The sequence below is a fragment of the Janthinobacterium sp. SUN176 genome (assembly GCF_030587335.1).
GTDB lineage: Bacteria > Pseudomonadota > Gammaproteobacteria > Burkholderiales > Burkholderiaceae_D > Janthinobacterium > Janthinobacterium kumbetense.
The window spans coordinates 901,232-916,313 of sequence record NZ_JAPWIA010000001.1; the positions used below are offsets into that span (position 1 = coordinate 901,232).

The 15,082-nt window shown below is 63.1% G+C and carries 17 protein-coding genes; 9 read left to right on the forward strand and 8 right to left on the reverse strand.

Annotation, left to right across the window (positions count from 1 at the left end; translation table 11 throughout):
- The first annotated feature begins 24 nt into the window (after window positions 1-24).
- On the forward strand, window positions 25-453 hold the full coding sequence (locus O3299_RS04145; RefSeq protein ID WP_305059971.1) for a DsrE family protein: 429 nt from the start codon (window positions 25-27) through the stop codon (window positions 451-453).
- 51 nt (window positions 454-504) lie between these two features.
- On the opposite strand, the gene O3299_RS04150 is transcribed toward O3299_RS04145, so the two are convergent.
- The gene (locus O3299_RS04150; protein ID WP_034757699.1) at window positions 505-723 is read right to left on the reverse strand and encodes a molybdopterin-binding protein; all 219 of its coding nucleotides are present in this window, start codon (window positions 721-723) and stop codon (window positions 505-507) included.
- Window positions 724-898: 175 nt separating this feature from the next.
- Between O3299_RS04150 and O3299_RS04155 the strand changes: the two genes are divergently transcribed.
- Window positions 899-1,387, forward strand: a complete 489-nt coding sequence (locus O3299_RS04155; protein ID WP_305061582.1) for a hypothetical protein — start codon at window positions 899-901, stop codon at window positions 1,385-1,387.
- A 62-nt stretch (window positions 1,388-1,449) separates the two neighbouring features.
- Here O3299_RS04155 and O3299_RS04160 read toward each other — a convergent pair whose 3' ends face one another.
- On the reverse strand, window positions 1,450-2,505 hold the full coding sequence (locus O3299_RS04160) for a sulfate ABC transporter substrate-binding protein (protein WP_099664405.1): 1,056 nt from the start codon (window positions 2,503-2,505) through the stop codon (window positions 1,450-1,452).
- Window positions 2,506-2,806: 301 nt separating this feature from the next.
- Here O3299_RS04160 and O3299_RS04165 point away from each other — a divergent pair, with 301 nt between their 5' ends.
- On the forward strand, window positions 2,807-3,337 hold the full coding sequence (locus tag O3299_RS04165; RefSeq protein ID WP_099402317.1) for a GNAT family N-acetyltransferase: 531 nt from the start codon (window positions 2,807-2,809) through the stop codon (window positions 3,335-3,337).
- 66 nt (window positions 3,338-3,403) lie between these two features.
- Here the strand turns inward: O3299_RS04165 and O3299_RS04170 are convergent, their stop codons facing one another.
- Window positions 3,404-4,216: a class II glutamine amidotransferase gene (locus O3299_RS04170; protein ID WP_305061583.1), complete on the reverse strand. Its 813-nt coding sequence runs from the start codon at window positions 4,214-4,216 to the stop codon at window positions 3,404-3,406.
- Window positions 4,217-4,450: 234 nt separating this feature from the next.
- Between O3299_RS04170 and O3299_RS04175 the strand changes: the two genes are divergently transcribed.
- Entirely contained in the window at window positions 4,451-5,284 is an 834-nt protein-coding gene (locus O3299_RS04175) for an EAL domain-containing protein (protein WP_305061584.1), read from the forward strand.
- Window positions 5,285-5,409: 125 nt separating this feature from the next.
- Window positions 5,410-6,159, forward strand: coding sequence for a YcbK family protein (locus O3299_RS04180; protein WP_369812161.1), 750 nt, complete (start codon window positions 5,410-5,412; stop codon window positions 6,157-6,159).
- A 25-nt stretch (window positions 6,160-6,184) separates the two neighbouring features.
- Here O3299_RS04180 and O3299_RS04185 read toward each other — a convergent pair whose 3' ends face one another.
- On the reverse strand, window positions 6,185-6,388 hold the full coding sequence (locus O3299_RS04185; RefSeq protein ID WP_305051615.1) for a DUF3460 family protein: 204 nt from the start codon (window positions 6,386-6,388) through the stop codon (window positions 6,185-6,187).
- Between the two features lie 74 nt (window positions 6,389-6,462).
- Between O3299_RS04185 and O3299_RS04190 the strand changes: the two genes are divergently transcribed.
- Window positions 6,463-7,344 (forward strand): LysR family transcriptional regulator, encoded by an 882-nt coding sequence (locus O3299_RS04190; RefSeq protein ID WP_099664400.1) that lies wholly within the window; start codon window positions 6,463-6,465, stop codon window positions 7,342-7,344.
- Here O3299_RS04190 and O3299_RS04195 read toward each other — a convergent pair.
- On the reverse strand, window positions 7,320-7,787 hold the full coding sequence (locus O3299_RS04195; RefSeq protein ID WP_099664399.1) for a PACE efflux transporter: 468 nt from the start codon (window positions 7,785-7,787) through the stop codon (window positions 7,320-7,322). The two genes, O3299_RS04190 and O3299_RS04195, sit on opposite strands and share 25 nt — an antisense overlap.
- Window positions 7,788-7,969: 182 nt before the next feature.
- On the opposite strand from O3299_RS04195, the gene O3299_RS04200 reads away from it, so the two are divergent.
- The 3 genes from O3299_RS04200 (at window position 7,970) to O3299_RS04210 (ending at window position 11,706) form a co-directional block, all read left to right on the forward strand.
- Complete coding sequence (locus O3299_RS04200; RefSeq protein WP_289915618.1) at window positions 7,970-8,425, forward strand: hypothetical protein; 456 nt, start codon at window positions 7,970-7,972, stop codon at window positions 8,423-8,425.
- Window positions 8,426-8,576: 151 nt separating this feature from the next.
- Window positions 8,577-9,422, forward strand: a complete 846-nt coding sequence (locus O3299_RS04205) for a DUF5672 family protein (protein ID WP_251349177.1) — start codon at window positions 8,577-8,579, stop codon at window positions 9,420-9,422.
- A 118-nt stretch (window positions 9,423-9,540) separates the two neighbouring features.
- Window positions 9,541-11,706, forward strand: coding sequence for a bifunctional diguanylate cyclase/phosphodiesterase (locus tag O3299_RS04210; RefSeq protein ID WP_305061585.1), 2,166 nt, complete (start codon window positions 9,541-9,543; stop codon window positions 11,704-11,706).
- Here O3299_RS04210 and O3299_RS04215 read toward each other — a convergent pair.
- The 3 genes from O3299_RS04215 to flgK are packed head-to-tail and all read right to left on the reverse strand — an operon-like array spanning window position 11,703 to window position 15,035.
- The gene (locus tag O3299_RS04215; RefSeq protein ID WP_251349175.1) at window positions 11,703-12,746 is read right to left on the reverse strand and encodes a hypothetical protein; all 1,044 of its coding nucleotides are present in this window, start codon (window positions 12,744-12,746) and stop codon (window positions 11,703-11,705) included. The two genes, O3299_RS04210 and O3299_RS04215, sit on opposite strands and share 4 nt — an antisense overlap.
- Window positions 12,747-12,751: 5 nt before the next feature.
- Entirely contained in the window at window positions 12,752-13,663 is a 912-nt protein-coding gene (gene flgL / locus O3299_RS04220; RefSeq protein ID WP_099664395.1) for a flagellar hook-associated protein FlgL, read from the reverse strand.
- Window positions 13,664-13,673: 10 nt separating this feature from the next.
- On the reverse strand, window positions 13,674-15,035 hold the full coding sequence (flgK, locus tag O3299_RS04225; protein WP_099664394.1) for a flagellar hook-associated protein FlgK: 1,362 nt from the start codon (window positions 15,033-15,035) through the stop codon (window positions 13,674-13,676).
- Between the last annotated feature and the right edge of the window lie 47 nt (window positions 15,036-15,082).

Here is a 15,082-nt window from a genome sequence, read left to right on the forward strand (position 1 = left end):
AATCTGCCACCATATGGACTTTTCATGACAATTCTACGCCGCTGGTTCGCCGCCATCCTTCTTTCCTTGCTCTCCTGTACTGCCGCCCACGGGGCGCAGAAGGAGGAAAAGGTCGTGTATCACGTCAATGACGCCAGCAATGCCACGGCTGCGCTGAGGAATATCCGCAACCACCTCGATGCCAGCCCGCAGGCGACCATCGTGCTGGTCGCCCACGGCCCCGGCATCGACTTCCTGCTCGACGGCGCCATCGACAAGCAGGGCACTCCGTATGACGTGGCGGTGCGCGAGCTGGTCAAGCGGGGCGTGAGCTTTCGCGTCTGCAATAACACCTTGCAAGGACGCAATATCGACCGCCAGCGCGTGCTGCCCGAAGCCGTCATCGTGCCGTCGGGCGTGGCCGAACTGAGCCGCCTGCAGGCGCAGGAAGGCTACGTGTATATCAAGCCCTGACGCACGCGCCGTTGCCAGATGGCAAGGGCGCGGCGCATGGACAGGCGATGCTTACTGGATCTTGGCGATCGACACTTCCGTCGATTTCACCAGCGCGATGACTTCGCTGCCCACTTTCAGGTCCAGGTCCTTGATTGAGCGCGAGGTGATCACCGACGTGACGATGCCGTGCGGCGTTTCCACGTCCACTTCCGACACCACGGGGCCAAAGATGATTTCCTTGATCTTGCCGCGAAACTGGTTGCGTACATTCACTTCCGAGATAGCCATGATATTTCCTTTGTACCCGTAATACGCCGTGCGGCGCGACATGGCCAGAGTACGGCGCGCGCGCGCTTTTGACCACGAATCGATGCGCATATCGATATGCGGAAATGGTGCGCGGATGCCGCCGCAAGCATATTATTCGCCTATACTCGTCTGTCTATCCACGCGGAGGTTTGCCATGCGTCCATGCTTGCTGTCGTTCCTGCTGTTGTCCACCTCGGCCGCGCTGGCGCAACCGGTCGCTGCCCTGCAACCGATGGCTTTCCTGGCCGGGCATTGCTGGAAGGGAGAGTTTCCTGGTGGTAAGCAGACGGATGAGCACTGTTTCCAGTGGTTGTATGGCGGTCGGATGCTGCGCGACGTGCACACGGTGCGCAGCCCCGGCAAGCCCGATTACGTGGGCGAAACCACGTATTACCACGACGCCGCCGAAGGCAAGGTGGCCTTTCTGTATGTGGAAAACAGCGGCGGCTACAGCCGCGGCACGATGCTGCCGGCGGACGGCGGCCTCGATTTTCCTGCCACGCAATACGTGGGCGCCGGCGGCAAGGCGCTGACGTACCGCGTGCGCTGGACGCCGTCGGGCGATGCCTACGAGGCGGCCAGCGAGATGCTGGTGGACGGGCGCTGGCTGCCGCAATTCAAGCTGCTGCTGAAAAAGCAGTGACGCGGCGGCGGCAATAAAAAAACCGGGACTCGTCCCGGTTTTTTTATTGATGTGGCGCAAGCTTACTTCTGATAAATCTTGTCGAACTCGCCGCCATCGTCAAAATGTTTCTTTTGCGCTTGTTTCCAGCCGCCAAAGACGTCATCGATGGTGAACAGGGTGATCGGCTTGAAGCTGGCCGCGTATTTCTTCGCCACTGCCGCCGAACGGGGGCGCAGATAGTGCTTGGCGACCAGTTCCTGGCCCGGTTCCGAGTACAGGTATTGCAGGTAGGCCGTGGCTTCCTTGCGGATGCCGCGACGGTCGACGACCTTGTCGACCACGGCCACCGGCGACTCGGCCAGGATGGAGATGCTTGGATACACGACTTCGAAGTTGTCGCCGAATTCGGCGCGCACCAATTGCACTTCGTTTTCAAACGTCACCAGCACGTCGCCGATTTCACGCTGCGTGAAGGTGGTGGTGGCGCCGCGGCCGCCGCCGTCGAGCACGGGCACGTTCTTGAACAGTTTGGTAACGAGCTCGCGCGCCTGCGCTTCGCTGCCGCCTTTTTTCACGGCATAGCCCCACGCCGCCAAATAGGTGTAGCGGCCATTGCCCGAGGTTTTCGGGTTCGGCACGATGACCTTGATGCCGGGCTTGGCCAGGTCGTCCCAATCCTTGATGTGTTTCGGGTTGCCTTTGCGCACCAGGTACACCATGGTCGAGTAGAACGGCGCCGCATTGTTCGGGAATTTCTTTGCCCAGTCGGCCACCACCAGGCCGCGGTCGACGAGAATGTCGATGTCATTGGCCTGGTTCATGGTCACGACGGATGCTTCCAGGCCATCGGCGACGGAGCGCGCCTGTTTGCTGGAGCCGCCGTGCGATTGCTTGATGGTGATGGTTTCGCCCGTTTTGGCTTTCCAATCTGCAATAAATGCGGGATTCACGTCCTTGAACAGTTCGCGCATCACGTCGTAGGACGCGTTCAGCAAGACCACCGGTTCGGCGGCGCTGGCGGCCATCGGCAGGCTCATGGCGGCAGCGGAAGCGGCCAGGGCGCTGGCCAGGAACCAGCGGCGCGAGCGTTGGGTGAGCGTTGCTGCGGCAGTCGATACGGCGTTGGAATGGGTCATGTTGAACTCTTGTTGTGAGAATAGATAGACATAGTCTAAAATTCCGGCCGGAAAAGAAACGAATTTTTCGTAATATGCTTAGACTTGATTCCCGTTTGCGCTAAAAAACATATATCGATTTCTGGAAACATTCGTGGGCAAGATGCGCATCAGCACTTAGTCTGCACGCATGGCGCCATAGGCAAAACCGGTCCGTGGCGTGCGGCAAAAAACCCGAAAGCGCCGCTTGGTGTATAGTCGAATCGCACGATACAGGGGTAAAACCGCCTGCATCGGCAACTGGAATATTTTGTGAGCGTACATGAGTCTTGAAATTCGTATTGCAACATCGACCGACGCTTTCGAGGCGTGCAACGTATTACGACGCTCCATCGTCGAATGCTGCAGCCTCGATCATCGGGACGATCCGGCCATCCTGGAAGCCTGGCTGGGTAATAAAACACCGCAGATGGTGGCGTGCTGGTTCGCGTCGCCCACCAATTTTTCGCTGGTCGCAGTCGAAGCTGGCGCCGTCGTCGGCGTCGGCTTGCTGACGCGCGCCGGCAAGCTGGCCCTGTGCTACCTGCTGCCCGAGGCGCAAGGCCGCGGCGCCGGCAAGGCGCTGGTGGAGCAGCTGGAAGCGCAGGCGCGCGAGTGGGGCATCAAGGCTTTGCAACTGCACAGCACGGCCAGCAGCCAGGCCTTTTTCGTCAAGCAGGGGTATGTCGAGGCGGGCAATGTCCGCTCGCCGTATGGCGTGGAAACGATTTTTTGCTGGAAACAGATTGACCCCGCAGGCATCGCCAGCGGCGACCCCAAGCGCAAGCGCTTTTGCAACTGCAATTCGGCCTGACGCCGGTCTTGCACCTCAGCCCGCCCATCCGGCGGCGGGCCATTTCCTCTCTTTGAATATTTCCCTTCAGTAACTGATCTGGATATACACGCCTTGTTGCGCGCTATCGTTTGCCGGCAGCAAGGTGCCGCCGGCAAACAGTTTCAGTTCGCCGGGGGCGAAAGCCAGCCAATCCTCGTTTTGCGTCAATGGATGCGTGGCGATGACGGCGATGCGGTCGTCCAGGTGATTATGCTGGCGAAAGTCGATGCTGCGCTCGCAGTCGATCAGTTGCGCCACGGAAAACGGGTATTCGCGTATCACGTAGTGCAAATGCGTGGAACAGTGGGCAAATAGCAACTCGCCGTCCGACAGGATGAAATTGAAGGTGCCGTGCGCGGCGATCTCCTTGGCGACCTCGGCGATGGCGGCGCGCAAGTGGGCGCGCGCGGGTTCGCCCAGGGGAAACTGCGTGCGCAAGCGGGCCAGCAAGTGGCAAAACGCCTGTTCGCTGTCCGTGTCGCCGCTGGCGTGGTAGTGCACATTGGCGGGTGCGCGCCAGGTTTTCAAGTCGCCGTTGTGGGCGAACGACCAGGTCTTGCCCCACAGTTCGCGGGCGAACGGGTGCGTGTTTTCCGGCGCGATGCGGCCTTGCGTGGCCTTGCGGATGTGCGCGACGATGTTTTTCGCTTTCACGGGATGCTGCTGCACCCGGGCCGCCAGCGGCGAATCGATGGCTGCCAGGTGATCCGTCAGCAAGGTGCAGCCGCTACTGGAATGATAGGCGATGCCCCAGCCGTCGCGGTGCTCGTCCGTGCGTCCGCCCCGTTCGGCAAAGCCGGCAAAGGAAAATCCCAGCGCCGCTGGCTTGCTGCTGTTCATTGCGAGTAACTGGCACATGGCGGCCCTTCCTGATGGTATCGGTACACGCCCACAGTAAAGGCCGGGACAGGCCGCTGGAACGAATGTTTCCGACTATCGTTATGCGCTGTCCGCTGTTACGGTCATATATGCTGGGCGCATATCAAATGGCGAAACCATTCGTTCTCCTTTGGTTGGCGCTGCCTTACTCTGCACACTTTGGCGCCGCCTTCCCCATCAGGGCAGCTGGCGCAGCCCGATGAAGGAGCACGTATGCCATTTCCCGTCCTGAAAAACTACCTGGCCCGTTTGTCGCACCAAACCCAGGCCGGCACCAGCGTCTGGCTCGACGGGGAGGGCAGGGCGCTGGGGCGCTTTTTCAATTGCACCATGACCAGCGCCTTCCAGCCGCTGCGCGAACTCGAAAGCGGCAAGCTGGTGGCGTTCGAGGGCCTGGCGCGCAGCGTGTCGAAGGCGGACGAGGGCTTGTCGCTGTGGCGTTTGCTCGACCATGCGGCCAGCGACGATGAATCCGTGGAACTGGACCGGCTGTGCCGCATGTTGCACGCCATTAATTTTTTCCGGCAGGCGGAAGCGGAGCAGGCCGACCTGTACCTGAACGTGCATGACCGCCTGTTGAGCGCCGTCAGCAGCAATCACGGCCACGCCTTCCAGCGCATCCTCGACGCGCTGGGCTTGCCCATCGAGCGCATCGTGCTGCAATTGCCGACGGTCACGCCGAACCAGGGTTGGCTGCTCAACTATGTGGCCGACAATTATCGCCGTAACGGTTTCCGCCTGGCCATCAACGTGGCCAGCGTGCATGAAGCCACGGGCATGCTGGAGCGCTTGCACCCGCATGCGTTCAAGCTCGATGCGGGCAACCTCAGCGACGAGCAGGCCGTCGCCAGCTTCGTCACCCTGTGCCATGCAGCGAAAATCCGCGTCGTCTTCAAGCGCCTCGACACGCCGGCCGCGCTGGCTGCGCTGCAGCGCATCGCCGCCATCACGGGCTTGCCCATCGTGGCCCAGGGTTATCTGCTCGACAAGCCATTGACGGCGCTGGCGCAGGCAAAGCAGGACGCGGCCGCCGGCGCCGCCGCGTGAGCGGTTTCCCGCTTAAGCCAGCTCAGCGGAAAATACGTGAGAAACAGGCAGAGACGATAGAAAATGAGGGTTTTTCTTCGCAGCACAATACGCTATAGTATTCCCATCGTTATATTGGACTGACTATGGCATCGCGCAGAAATTTTCTACACCACGGTATGGGCCTGGCCGCGTTGGGCCTGGTTGCCACTCCTCTCATCGGCTGCGCCTCGCGCACGGCCGCTCCCGCCTCCGCTTCGGCCAGCGCCAAGCCGCGCGCGCCGCGTACGGGCGTACCGCCCCAGCCGACGCAACTGGCCAGCATCGACCGCTCGATCACCTCGCAGCAGCGCGCGGCCATCACCGAGATGGAACCGCCTCCCGACATCTTCGACGCGCAGGCGCTGGACCTGGAATTCTGGCTCAAGCCCCGCACCCTGGAAGTGGTGCGTCCGGCCAGCAATGAAAAAGCCAGGTTGCTGTACTGGAAAGATGGCGAAGTCATCGATTCCGCCTACCAGGAACTGTGCCACTTGCTGCGCGACGTGAACGGCAAGAAGACGGCGCCCATCGACCCGAAACTGCTGGAAACCCTGTGGGGCACGCAGGCGTTCGTGGCCCGCTACGGCATCGAGCAGCCGCTGGAAATCTTGTCGGGCTACCGCACGGCCGAGTCGAACAGCCGCCTGCGCGAAGCGGGCGTGCCGGCCGCGCGCCAGTCGCTGCACATCTCGGGCCGCGCCGCCGACATCCGCGTGGCGAATTTGAACGCGGAAGTGCTCGGTTCGCTCGTGCGCAGCTTCAAGCAGGGCGGCGTGGGCTTCTATTACCGCTCCGGCCCCCGTGGCGGCTGGATCCATGCGGATACGGGCCTGCAGCGCACCTGGAAGGGTTAAGCGTTAGCACTGAGCGCTAGTCACGCTAGTCATAGTGATACGGCGGTTCCGGCACGCTGTCGTTGCCGGCGCGCCGCCATGCGTCGAAATTCACGGGGCGTTCCCAGTAAATGCGCCAGCCCAAGCGCTGGCTCGTTTGCGCCTCGGGATGCTCGCGCAGATAGGCGTCGATGAAGCGCGTGAATTCCGAGACATAGCCGCCGCGGCGGTAGGGAAGTGGACGAGTCATGGCTCCTCCTGCTGTTGACATTTCTTTCATTCTATCGCCAGCGGCGGAAAAGCGCCGCCCGTTTCCAGCTTCCCATGAAACTCTCCAGCCATAACATCGAACTGTTCCTGGCCGTCGTCGACGGCGGCTCGTTCTCGGCCGCCGCGCGCGCCTTGCGGCGGGCGCCGTCGGCCGTCAGCATGGCGATGGCCAATATCGAGGCGGAACTGGGCATCACCCTGTTCGACCGGGGCGCGCGCGAAGCCGTGCCCACGCCGGCCGCGCTGGCCCTGCTTCCCCACGCGCGCCTCATCGCCGAGCAGTTGAAACAGTTGCACCTGCACGTGCAGGAATTGTCGCAGGGACTGGAAAGCCGCATTTCGCTGGGCATCGCGGCGGAGCTTGACCATACGCCTTTCCTGGCCGCCGTGCGCGCGCTGTCGCAGCGCCATCCGCTGCTCGACATCGAAGTGCTGACGGCGCCGCAGGACGATGTGCTCGACATGCTGCACCGGGGCCGCATCAGCGCCTGCATGGCTTTCGCAGGCGGGCGCATCAATCACGAAGAACAGTTCCAGCTGGTGGGCAGCGATGCCTTGCTGGCGATTATTTCCACGCAGCATCCGCCCAGCGCGGCGGGCCAGCCCTTGTATATCGAGGAATTGGTGAATTTGCGCCAGATCATCGTCGCCAGCCGCGAACTCGACCTGGCCGATGCGCGCCCCGTGGTGGGGCTGTCCTATTGGCGCACGGACAGCTTGCCGATGGCGCTGGCCATGGTGGAAGCGGGCTTGGGATGGGGCAACTTTGCCGCCTCGGCCATCCAGCATTCTCTGGCGGCGGGGCGGGTGCGTTGCGTGGCGTTCAAGAATACGGGCAATGGCCTGGTCGTGCCCATCCACCTGGTGTGGATGAAGGACCGGCCGCTGGGCATGGCGGCGCGGTCCTTTCTTCAGTTGCTCAGCGAAGCAGCCTGAACGTCAGTGGCTTCTTCCTTCGGCTGCTGCGCCGACAGGGGCACGCCGAACAGGCCGTCGAAGAAGTAATTGAAAATGAAGCTGTAGCACGGGATGATCAGCATCAGCGCGAAGTCCAGCACGAACGCTTGCCACAGGCTGATATCGAGCCACCAAGCGATCAGCGGGATCAGGTAGATGACCAGGGTGATCTGGAAGCCGATCGCGTGCAGGATGCGGCGCCAGACGGTGCGCGTGCGCGACACCTGGCGGATTTCCCAGTATTCGAAGGCCGTGTTGTAGAGCAGATTCCAGATCACGGCGATGGTGGTGATCATGATCGCCAGCGGCCCCGTGCTGGTGGGCGACTCGCCCGAAAGCAGGGTCAGCCAGGCCGTGGAAATGGCCATGCCGATGATTTCAAAGGCGGTGACGTAGACGATTTTGCGTTTGATGCCTTGCATGTAAAGCCTGTAAAGAAGAGATGGTGCGTATTTTAAGTCAGGTGTGCTGATGTTTGAAGTCGATAGCTGTCAGTTTTTCTGATGGATTCGCTGTGGAAATACCGCGCGTGCCGCGAACGGTGGATAATGGCGGCTGGCAGGCAACCGGTCCCGCCGCATCACCGCAGAAAAGGTCAACGAGCATGCAAGGCGCAGCAGACAGCAACATCCCCGATACCCCCGCCGATACCCCCGCCGGCGCGGACGAACGTCCCCGTTTTCGCCCCCGTCCGTGGGAGCACCTGGAAACGCCGTACGACGTGGAAGTGTGGATCGAAGAACATAACCGCAGCATGCAGGACAATATCCGCGCCACGGAAACGGGCGTGGGCATCTGCTTTACCCTGGCCGAAGGGGGCGATATCTATATGCAGACGAGCGCCGACGGCGCCGTCGTGCTCGACGTGACGCCGGACGCGGCCTGGGTCTCTCCCCTGATCAGCGCAGCCACGGGTTGCGAGACGCCGGATGGGGCGCTGTGGATCTTGCCTGACGATAAGTTGATCCAGCTGATCGTGGGGCTATCGAGCCTGGTGGCCAGCACCTTGCTGGTGGTGGGGCATGATTTCGGCTTGCGCCGGCGCGGCATGGGCCGCTGAGCCGCTCGCGCGCCGCCGGGGCCGGGCGGCCATGCCCCATGATCCATGCCTCTTGTCCCGCTCCCGTTTGCGCTGTATCATGCGGGCGTTGCAAAATATGCCATGCCCGCGCCTGGCATGCCTTCCGCCTACATTCGATGAAAAGCCTGTAATGCATAAAGACAAGCTGGACCTCCGCGACATCAGCCTGGTGTGCGTGGAAACGCGTTATCCCGAGCTGGCCAGTTTTGCCATCGAGCGCTGCCTGGCCGGCGCCGATTTCAAGGAATGCCTGCTGTTCACTTCCCGCCTGCATGACTTGCCCCCGCATATACGCCAGGTGCTGATCGCCCCCATCGAGAGCGTGGAAGCGTATTCGGCATTCATGGTGCATGAGCTGGGCGCCCATTTCAGCGGCACGCATGCGCTCGTCATGCAGTGGGACAGTTTCATCGTTGATGCGCGTCAATGGCAGAGCGCTTTCCTCGACTGCGATTATATCGGCGCACCGTGGTCGCATCGCCCGGTGGCCGTCGGCAATGGCGGCTTCTCGCTGCGTTCGCGGCGCCTGTATGACATCTTGCCGCAGCTGGCCATTACGCAACCCCATCCTGAGGACTATGCGATCTGCGAATTGCATGGCGACCGGCTGCGCGAGGAGTTCGGCGTGCGGTTCGCCGATGCGGGCCTGGCTTCCAGCTTTGCCTTCGAAGGCATCATGCCGGCCGGCCCCACGTTCGGTTTCCATGGTTTTTTCAACTTTGGCGAAGTGCTGGACGACACGGAACTGACCGATTACCTGCGCAAGTGCGACGATGCCATAATGCATGCGCCAACCGCGCGCGGGCTGATCAAGCAGCTGTACCGCTCCGGCCGCTACCGGATGGCGGCACGGATATTGCGCCGGCGCATCAACGGCGGCGCGGCGCTATTCGGCGATGCCTGCCTGCTTGCCTTGCGTACAGGCATGCACGCGCTCACGCACGCCCGCTCGCGCCCAGCGTCGCCGCGCGCCTAGCCGTCCTGGCGGCCGCCGGGCCGGCTGCCGCCATGCATCGCTCGACACTGAGCCTTGCGCATGCTAGTCTCGGGACAGCATCCGCCTGATCGCCTGGGCGGTGGTGCAAAGGATAGCCATGGACAATACACCGCATGCGGTCTCAGCTCCTGATTCCTCCCTGCATGGCCAGGACCCCGTGCCGTGGCCGGCCACTCCCTTGCTTGACGATGGCGTCTTCAGTCCGGAACGGGTGAAGGCCGAGCGCGAGCAAGCCTATTTCAACGATTTATACCTGCTGGCGCCCGTCGCCTATTTCGTGCTCGGTCTCGATGGCGTGATCGTGCAAGTCAACCTGGTGGCGGCCGAATTGTTCGGCCTGGTGCGCGAGCGCCTTGGCCACGTGCTGTTCCGTTCGTATGTGCACGAGGCGTTCCGCCACGATTTCGAGCAATTCGTGCAGCGCGTGCTCAATAGCAGCGAGCCCGAGCGCATCCAGCTGCAGGTGCGGCGGCGTCCCGGCGCGCGCGAGGCCGGCTTGCCCGTCAGCCTGCTGGGCAGCGCCGATCCGAACGGCCAGGCGCTGCGCCTGGTGCTGGAGCAGGCCGAAGGCAAGCTGGCCGCGCTGGAACGCAGCGAAGAGCGTTTCCGGCGCATCGTGCACAGCGCCGAGGAGGGCATCTGGGAAATCGATGCGCAGGCGCTGACCAGCTTTGTCAATCCGAAGATGGCGCAGATGCTCGGTTGCCAGATCGAGGATATGCTGGGCCAGCCGCTGGCCGCCTTCATGGATGACGAGGGGCGCGCCATCCTGGAGCGTAACATTGCGCGGCGCCAGGATGGCATCGTCGAGCGCCACGAATTCAAGTTCCTGCGGCGTGACGGCAGCACCTTGTGGGCCACCCTGGCCACCAATCCCATCTTCGACTCCGGCGGCGCCTACCTGGGCGCGCTGGCGCTGGTCAGCGATATCACGCTGCAGCGCACGGCGTCCGAGCGGCTCTGGCGGCAAGCCAATTTCGACCCCTTGACGGGCTTGCCGAACCGCCACCTGTTGCTCGACCGCTTGCAGCACGAGGTGCGCCACGCCAGCCGCGAAGGCGGTTGCCTGGCCTTGCTGTTCATCGACCTCGACCATTTCAAGCTGGTGAATGACCGCCTGGGCCAGGAGAAGGGCGACATGCTGCTGCGCCAGGCGGCGCTGCGCATCTGCGAGCGCGTGCGCGCCAGCGATACGGTCGCGCGCCTGGGCGGCGACGAGTTCGCCGTCATCCTGGCCGGTGTGCGGCAGCTGGGCGGCATCGAGCGCGTGCTGCAGGAGCTGACGACGGCGCTGGCCCTGCCTTTCGTGCTCGACGGCGACACGGCGCACGTGTCGGCCAGCGTGGGCGTGGCGCTGTACCCGGCCGACGCGGAGGCGACGGACAGCTTGCTGCGGCATGCCGACCAGGCCATGTATGCAGCCAAGAGCGCGGGGCGCAACGGCTACAGCTATTTCACGCCGGCCTTGCAGCAGGCGGCCGACCTGCGCCGCGCGACGGTGCGCGAGATGCGCCTGGCGCTGGCGCAGGACCAGTTCGAAGTGCATTACCAGCCCATCATCCGCCTGTGCGATGGCAGCATCGAGCGGGCCGAGGCGCTGCTGCGCTGGCGCCATCCGCTGCGCGGCTTGCTGCTGCCCGCCGATTTCATCGCCTTCGCCGAGGCCAACGGCCTGATCATCGATATCGGCGAGTGGGTCTTCCGCCAGGTCGTAAGCCAGGCGCGGCAGTGGCAAGCGGCGCATGGCGCCGTGTTTCAGATCTGTATCAACAAGTCGGCCGTGGAATTTCGCTGCGATGCCGCGCTCTACCAGGACTGGGGCAACGCGCTGGCGCGGGCGGGCCTGGCGCCGGGCGCCATTGTCATCGAGGCACCGGAAGCCGTGCTGCTCGACGAGGCGCGCCCGGTGGCCGACCGTCTGCGCCAGTTCCGCGCCATGGGCCTGGCGCTGGCGCTCGACGACTTTGGCGCCGGCAACACTTCGCTGGCTTGCCTGAAGCGGGGCGATCTCGAGGTACTCAAGCTCGACCCTTCGCTGGTACGGGAACTGGGGGCGGGAGGCGCGGCGCTGGCCGTCTGCGCGGCCATCATCAGCCTGGCGCAGGGGCTGGGCCTGAAAGTGGTGGCGGAAGGCGTGGAAACGGCCGCGCAGCGTGAGTTGCTGCGGGCCGCCGGTTGCGATTATGCGCAGGGTTATGTATTTTCAGGCGCGGTGCCTGTGGAGCAGCTGAGTGCAATGCTGGCCGCGGGCCGGCGCTTCTAATCCAGGCCCAGCAGCGCGACGACGCGTTCGCGGCTGATGCCGACCAGCGCGGAGCTGATCGCCAGCAGCGATTCATAGCCGGGCTGGCGGGCCTTTTCCATGAAGTTTTCCGCCAAGGTATCCATGCTGACGTGCACTTGTACCGGTTGCGCGCGGGCCACCCGTCCCGTGGCTTGCGCCAGGGCCAGGCTGACGGAGCTGCGCGCCGCCTGCAACTGCGCCAGCGCCTGCACCACTTGCTGCAAGGTGGCGCGCAGGGCTTCCGTGTCGCCGGTATTCCATTCTTCCGGGGCGATGGCGGCCGGTTCCGCATCCGTGCGCACGCGGCTCATCTGGCCGGTCGGGTAGCGGATGCCGCTGCCGCGCACGGACAGGCTGTCGCGCACGTTGGCCCAGGCCGCTTCCGAGGTGCTGAACACCAGTTCGCCGTTCTCGCCCAGCTTGACGCCGATGCCGGACGGCATCAGTGCGCGGTCGAAGCGGGAAACGATTTCGCTCTGGCTCAAGCCAGGTTCGATGTTGACCGAGCGCAAGGCCTGGTTCGCGCCGCCGACGGAAAAGGCCAGCACTTCCTGCGGGCCTTCCTGCAGGCTGGCCATGGTCAGGCCGCGGATGCTGAAGTTTTGCTGCGCCGCCTGCGGGCTCGTATAGCTGAGCTGCGCGTCGAGCGTGCCGCCCGAGGCGCTGGCGCGCTGGCGCCAGGTATTGCTGAACTGGCGTACCCTGGCCTCGACTTGTCCTTCGCGGCCCTGGCGCGCGGCCAGCTTGGCCGCCAGTTCGCTCTTCAGCGCTTGCAACTGGCTGCTGCTGCGGTCCAGGTAGTCGAGGGTTTGTTGCGCGTTAGAAATTTCTCCCTGCAGCTGGTGATCCCAGTTGCTCAGGCCACGCTGCAGGCTCGCCGTCGAACTCCTCGCCGCCGGCGCCTCGCTGCGCGCGCTGGCGCCGCTTTTGACCGCGGCGGACGCGTCATCGACGACGCGGGCTGTGCCGGCGCCTTTGGCATTGACGCCGGACGAGGAGGAAGTCTGAACGATTTGCATGATGGTCAGAGAAGATCAAACAGGGAAAGGGTGCCAACCTTGGCGTACGCCTTGTATGTTGCCTGCAGGGCCGTCTGGTAGCCGTTCAGCTCGATGGCGGCCGCGCCCATGTCGGTCTTCTTCAAGTCGGACAAGGCCATGTCGTTCGACAGCGAGACGTTGGCCAGGTTGCCGGAGAGCGTGGTCAGGATGTTTTGCGCGCCGCCAAAGATGGCGATCTTGCCAGAGAGTAAATCCATGCCGTCATCGGTGCCATCGAGCGCCGCGCCCACCACGCTGCGTACGGCCGGGTCGTTCGGGCTGACGCCAGGCTTGCCCAGCGTATCGATGGCCTGGTCGATCTTGTTCAGCCACACTTCCAGCTTGTCCACGTCGACGTTGGCCGCCTGCGTCACGCCATTGCCCACCACCACGGTCTGCGTGGCGGTGTTGCCGTTGTACGTGTAGCGCGAACCGGGGGCTGCAGCGGGATTGAACGCGATGGCCGGCTTGTCGGTATCCGTGCCGGAAAACATGTAGCGGCCTTCCTGGTCCTTCAGGTTGGCCGTGTACAGCACGCTGTCGCGCATGGCGATCAGCGATTGCGTCATCGCATTCAGGTCATCCGGCGCATTGCCGCCGTCGGCGGCCCACACCAGCAGGTCGCGCGCCTGGCCCATGTCGGTGACCATGCTGGTCAGATAATTTTCGTTTTTCAGCAGGCGCACTTTCACCGTGGCGATATTGTCCTGGTATTGCGTGACCATGGCTTGCTCGCGCGTCAGGCGCGAAATGCGCACGTTGCCGATCGGATCGTCCGATGGCAGCTGGATGCGCAAGCCCGAGGCCATCTGCTGGGTCAGGTAATTGATGCGCTCTTGATTTTGCTGAAGAGAAATATTAATCAGTGATTGGTACTGGCTGCTGGCGACACGCATGATCTTCTCCTTAACCCATCATTTGCAAAGTGGCATCAAACAAGGTATTCGCCACGGAAATGACTTTCATGTTTGCCTGGTACATATTCTGGAATTCGACGAGATTCATCGCTTCCTCATCCTTGTTCACGCCGCTGGTGGACTTCCAGTCGTCGATGGCTTGCGCGCGCACCGTGTTGGAAGTCTTCAGCAGGGCCTGGTTCTGCTGGCTGTAGATGGCCAGCTTGCCGACGAGCTGCGTGTCCGCATCGCTCATCAGGACCGAACCCACCCAGCTGACGCTGATCGGTTGATTCTTGATATTGATCAATTCCTGCAAATTGCCGCTGTCGCCGGCCGCGCCTGTCAACGACAGGGCCAGGTCCTTGGCGTTGAAGCCGGGGGTAATGCTCAGCTTGCCATTCGCGTAGGCCAGCAGGGGACCGCCGGATGTGCCAGCCATGGTCTTGCCCAGGGCCAGTTGCGCGTTGACCTTGCTGGTCAGCTGGGTGGCCATGTCTTGCAGCGATTGCTGCAGCGGTTTCAGGGTATTTTTCTCGAATTCGCCCAGGCCACCCATCTGGCCGCCGATGGCGACCAGATCGAGGTTGTACGACGACTTGGCGAAATCGAGGCTCAGGACCTGGTCGCCCGTGTTCGTCATGCTGCTGGTCAAGGTGCCGGCCAGGCTGCCGATGACCAGCGGCTGGCCCGACTTCAGCGCGATATTGCGCGAGCCGTCCGGCTGGTCGAGGACGTCGATGCCCATTTGCGAGGCCAGGCCGTCGATCAGCTGGTCGCGCGCATCCATCAGCGAGGACACGTTCGTGCCCGAGGCCGTGGCGGTGCTGATGCGCTGGTTCAGCGCGGCGATATTGGCCAGGGTGGTATTGGCTTGCGGCACGATCGCTGCGCGTTGCTGTTGCAACGACAGCAATTGGTTGCCCATCACGGTGCTGATGCTGTTGAAGCGCTGCGCCATGGAGTCGGCGGAGGTGATGATCTGCTGGCGCAGCGGCGTCGAGGTCGGGTCGACGGCCGAGGCGTTGAGGGCGGCGAAAAAGCCGTCGATGCCGTTGCTGATGCTGGAAGCATCGTCGCCCATCACGCGCTCGAGCTGGGTCAGGTAAGGCTGGGTCTGCGAACGGGCGCCCTGGTCGGACGCGGCGCGCCACATTTGCTGGCTTTTATATGCATCGGCAAAGCGCAGCAAGGCGGACACTTCCACGCCATTGCCGGCCGAGCGTACGCCGGCGGTGGCGCCCAGCGATGACAGCAACACACCCTGGCGCGTGTAGCCCGCCGTTTGCAGGTTGGCGATGTTCTGGCTGGCCGCATTGAGTGCGGCCTGGGCGGCGATGCTGCCTGACAATGCATTGCTGATGATGCTCATTGGGCAAGTTTCTTTCGTGAAGAGTGTGGCGCGTGCGGGTGGGCAAG

What these genes read in the sequence shown, in the direction of transcription:
- O3299_RS04150 (WP_034757699.1), bottom strand. Translation starts at nt 723, where the DNA reads ATGGCTATCTCGGAAGTGAATGTACGCAACCAGTTTCGCGGCAAGATC.
- O3299_RS04195 (WP_099664399.1), bottom strand. Translation starts at nt 7,787, where the DNA reads ATGCAAGGCATCAAACGCAAAATCGTCTACGTCACCGCCTTTGAAATC.
- O3299_RS04145 (WP_305059971.1), top strand. Translation starts at nt 25, where the DNA reads ATGACAATTCTACGCCGCTGGTTCGCCGCCATCCTTCTTTCCTTGCTC.
- O3299_RS04165 (WP_099402317.1), top strand. Translation starts at nt 2,807, where the DNA reads ATGAGTCTTGAAATTCGTATTGCAACATCGACCGACGCTTTCGAGGCG.
- O3299_RS04155 (WP_305061582.1), top strand. Translation starts at nt 899, where the DNA reads ATGCGTCCATGCTTGCTGTCGTTCCTGCTGTTGTCCACCTCGGCCGCG.
- flgL (WP_099664395.1), bottom strand. Translation starts at nt 13,663, where the DNA reads ATGCGTGTCGCCAGCAGCCAGTACCAATCACTGATTAATATTTCTCTT.
- O3299_RS04190 (WP_099664400.1), top strand. Translation starts at nt 6,463, where the DNA reads ATGAAACTCTCCAGCCATAACATCGAACTGTTCCTGGCCGTCGTCGAC.
- O3299_RS04175 (WP_305061584.1), top strand. Translation starts at nt 4,451, where the DNA reads ATGCCATTTCCCGTCCTGAAAAACTACCTGGCCCGTTTGTCGCACCAA.
- O3299_RS04205 (WP_251349177.1), top strand. Translation starts at nt 8,577, where the DNA reads ATGCATAAAGACAAGCTGGACCTCCGCGACATCAGCCTGGTGTGCGTG.
- O3299_RS04210 (WP_305061585.1), top strand. Translation starts at nt 9,541, where the DNA reads ATGGACAATACACCGCATGCGGTCTCAGCTCCTGATTCCTCCCTGCAT.
- O3299_RS04200 (WP_289915618.1), top strand. Translation starts at nt 7,970, where the DNA reads ATGCAAGGCGCAGCAGACAGCAACATCCCCGATACCCCCGCCGATACC.
- O3299_RS04185 (WP_305051615.1), bottom strand. Translation starts at nt 6,388, where the DNA reads ATGACTCGTCCACTTCCCTACCGCCGCGGCGGCTATGTCTCGGAATTC.
- O3299_RS04170 (WP_305061583.1), bottom strand. Translation starts at nt 4,216, where the DNA reads ATGTGCCAGTTACTCGCAATGAACAGCAGCAAGCCAGCGGCGCTGGGA.
- flgK (WP_099664394.1), bottom strand. Translation starts at nt 15,035, where the DNA reads ATGAGCATCATCAGCAATGCATTGTCAGGCAGCATCGCCGCCCAGGCC.
- O3299_RS04180 (WP_369812161.1), top strand. Translation starts at nt 5,410, where the DNA reads ATGGCATCGCGCAGAAATTTTCTACACCACGGTATGGGCCTGGCCGCG.
- O3299_RS04215 (WP_251349175.1), bottom strand. Translation starts at nt 12,746, where the DNA reads ATGCAAATCGTTCAGACTTCCTCCTCGTCCGGCGTCAATGCCAAAGGC.
- O3299_RS04160 (WP_099664405.1), bottom strand. Translation starts at nt 2,505, where the DNA reads ATGACCCATTCCAACGCCGTATCGACTGCCGCAGCAACGCTCACCCAA.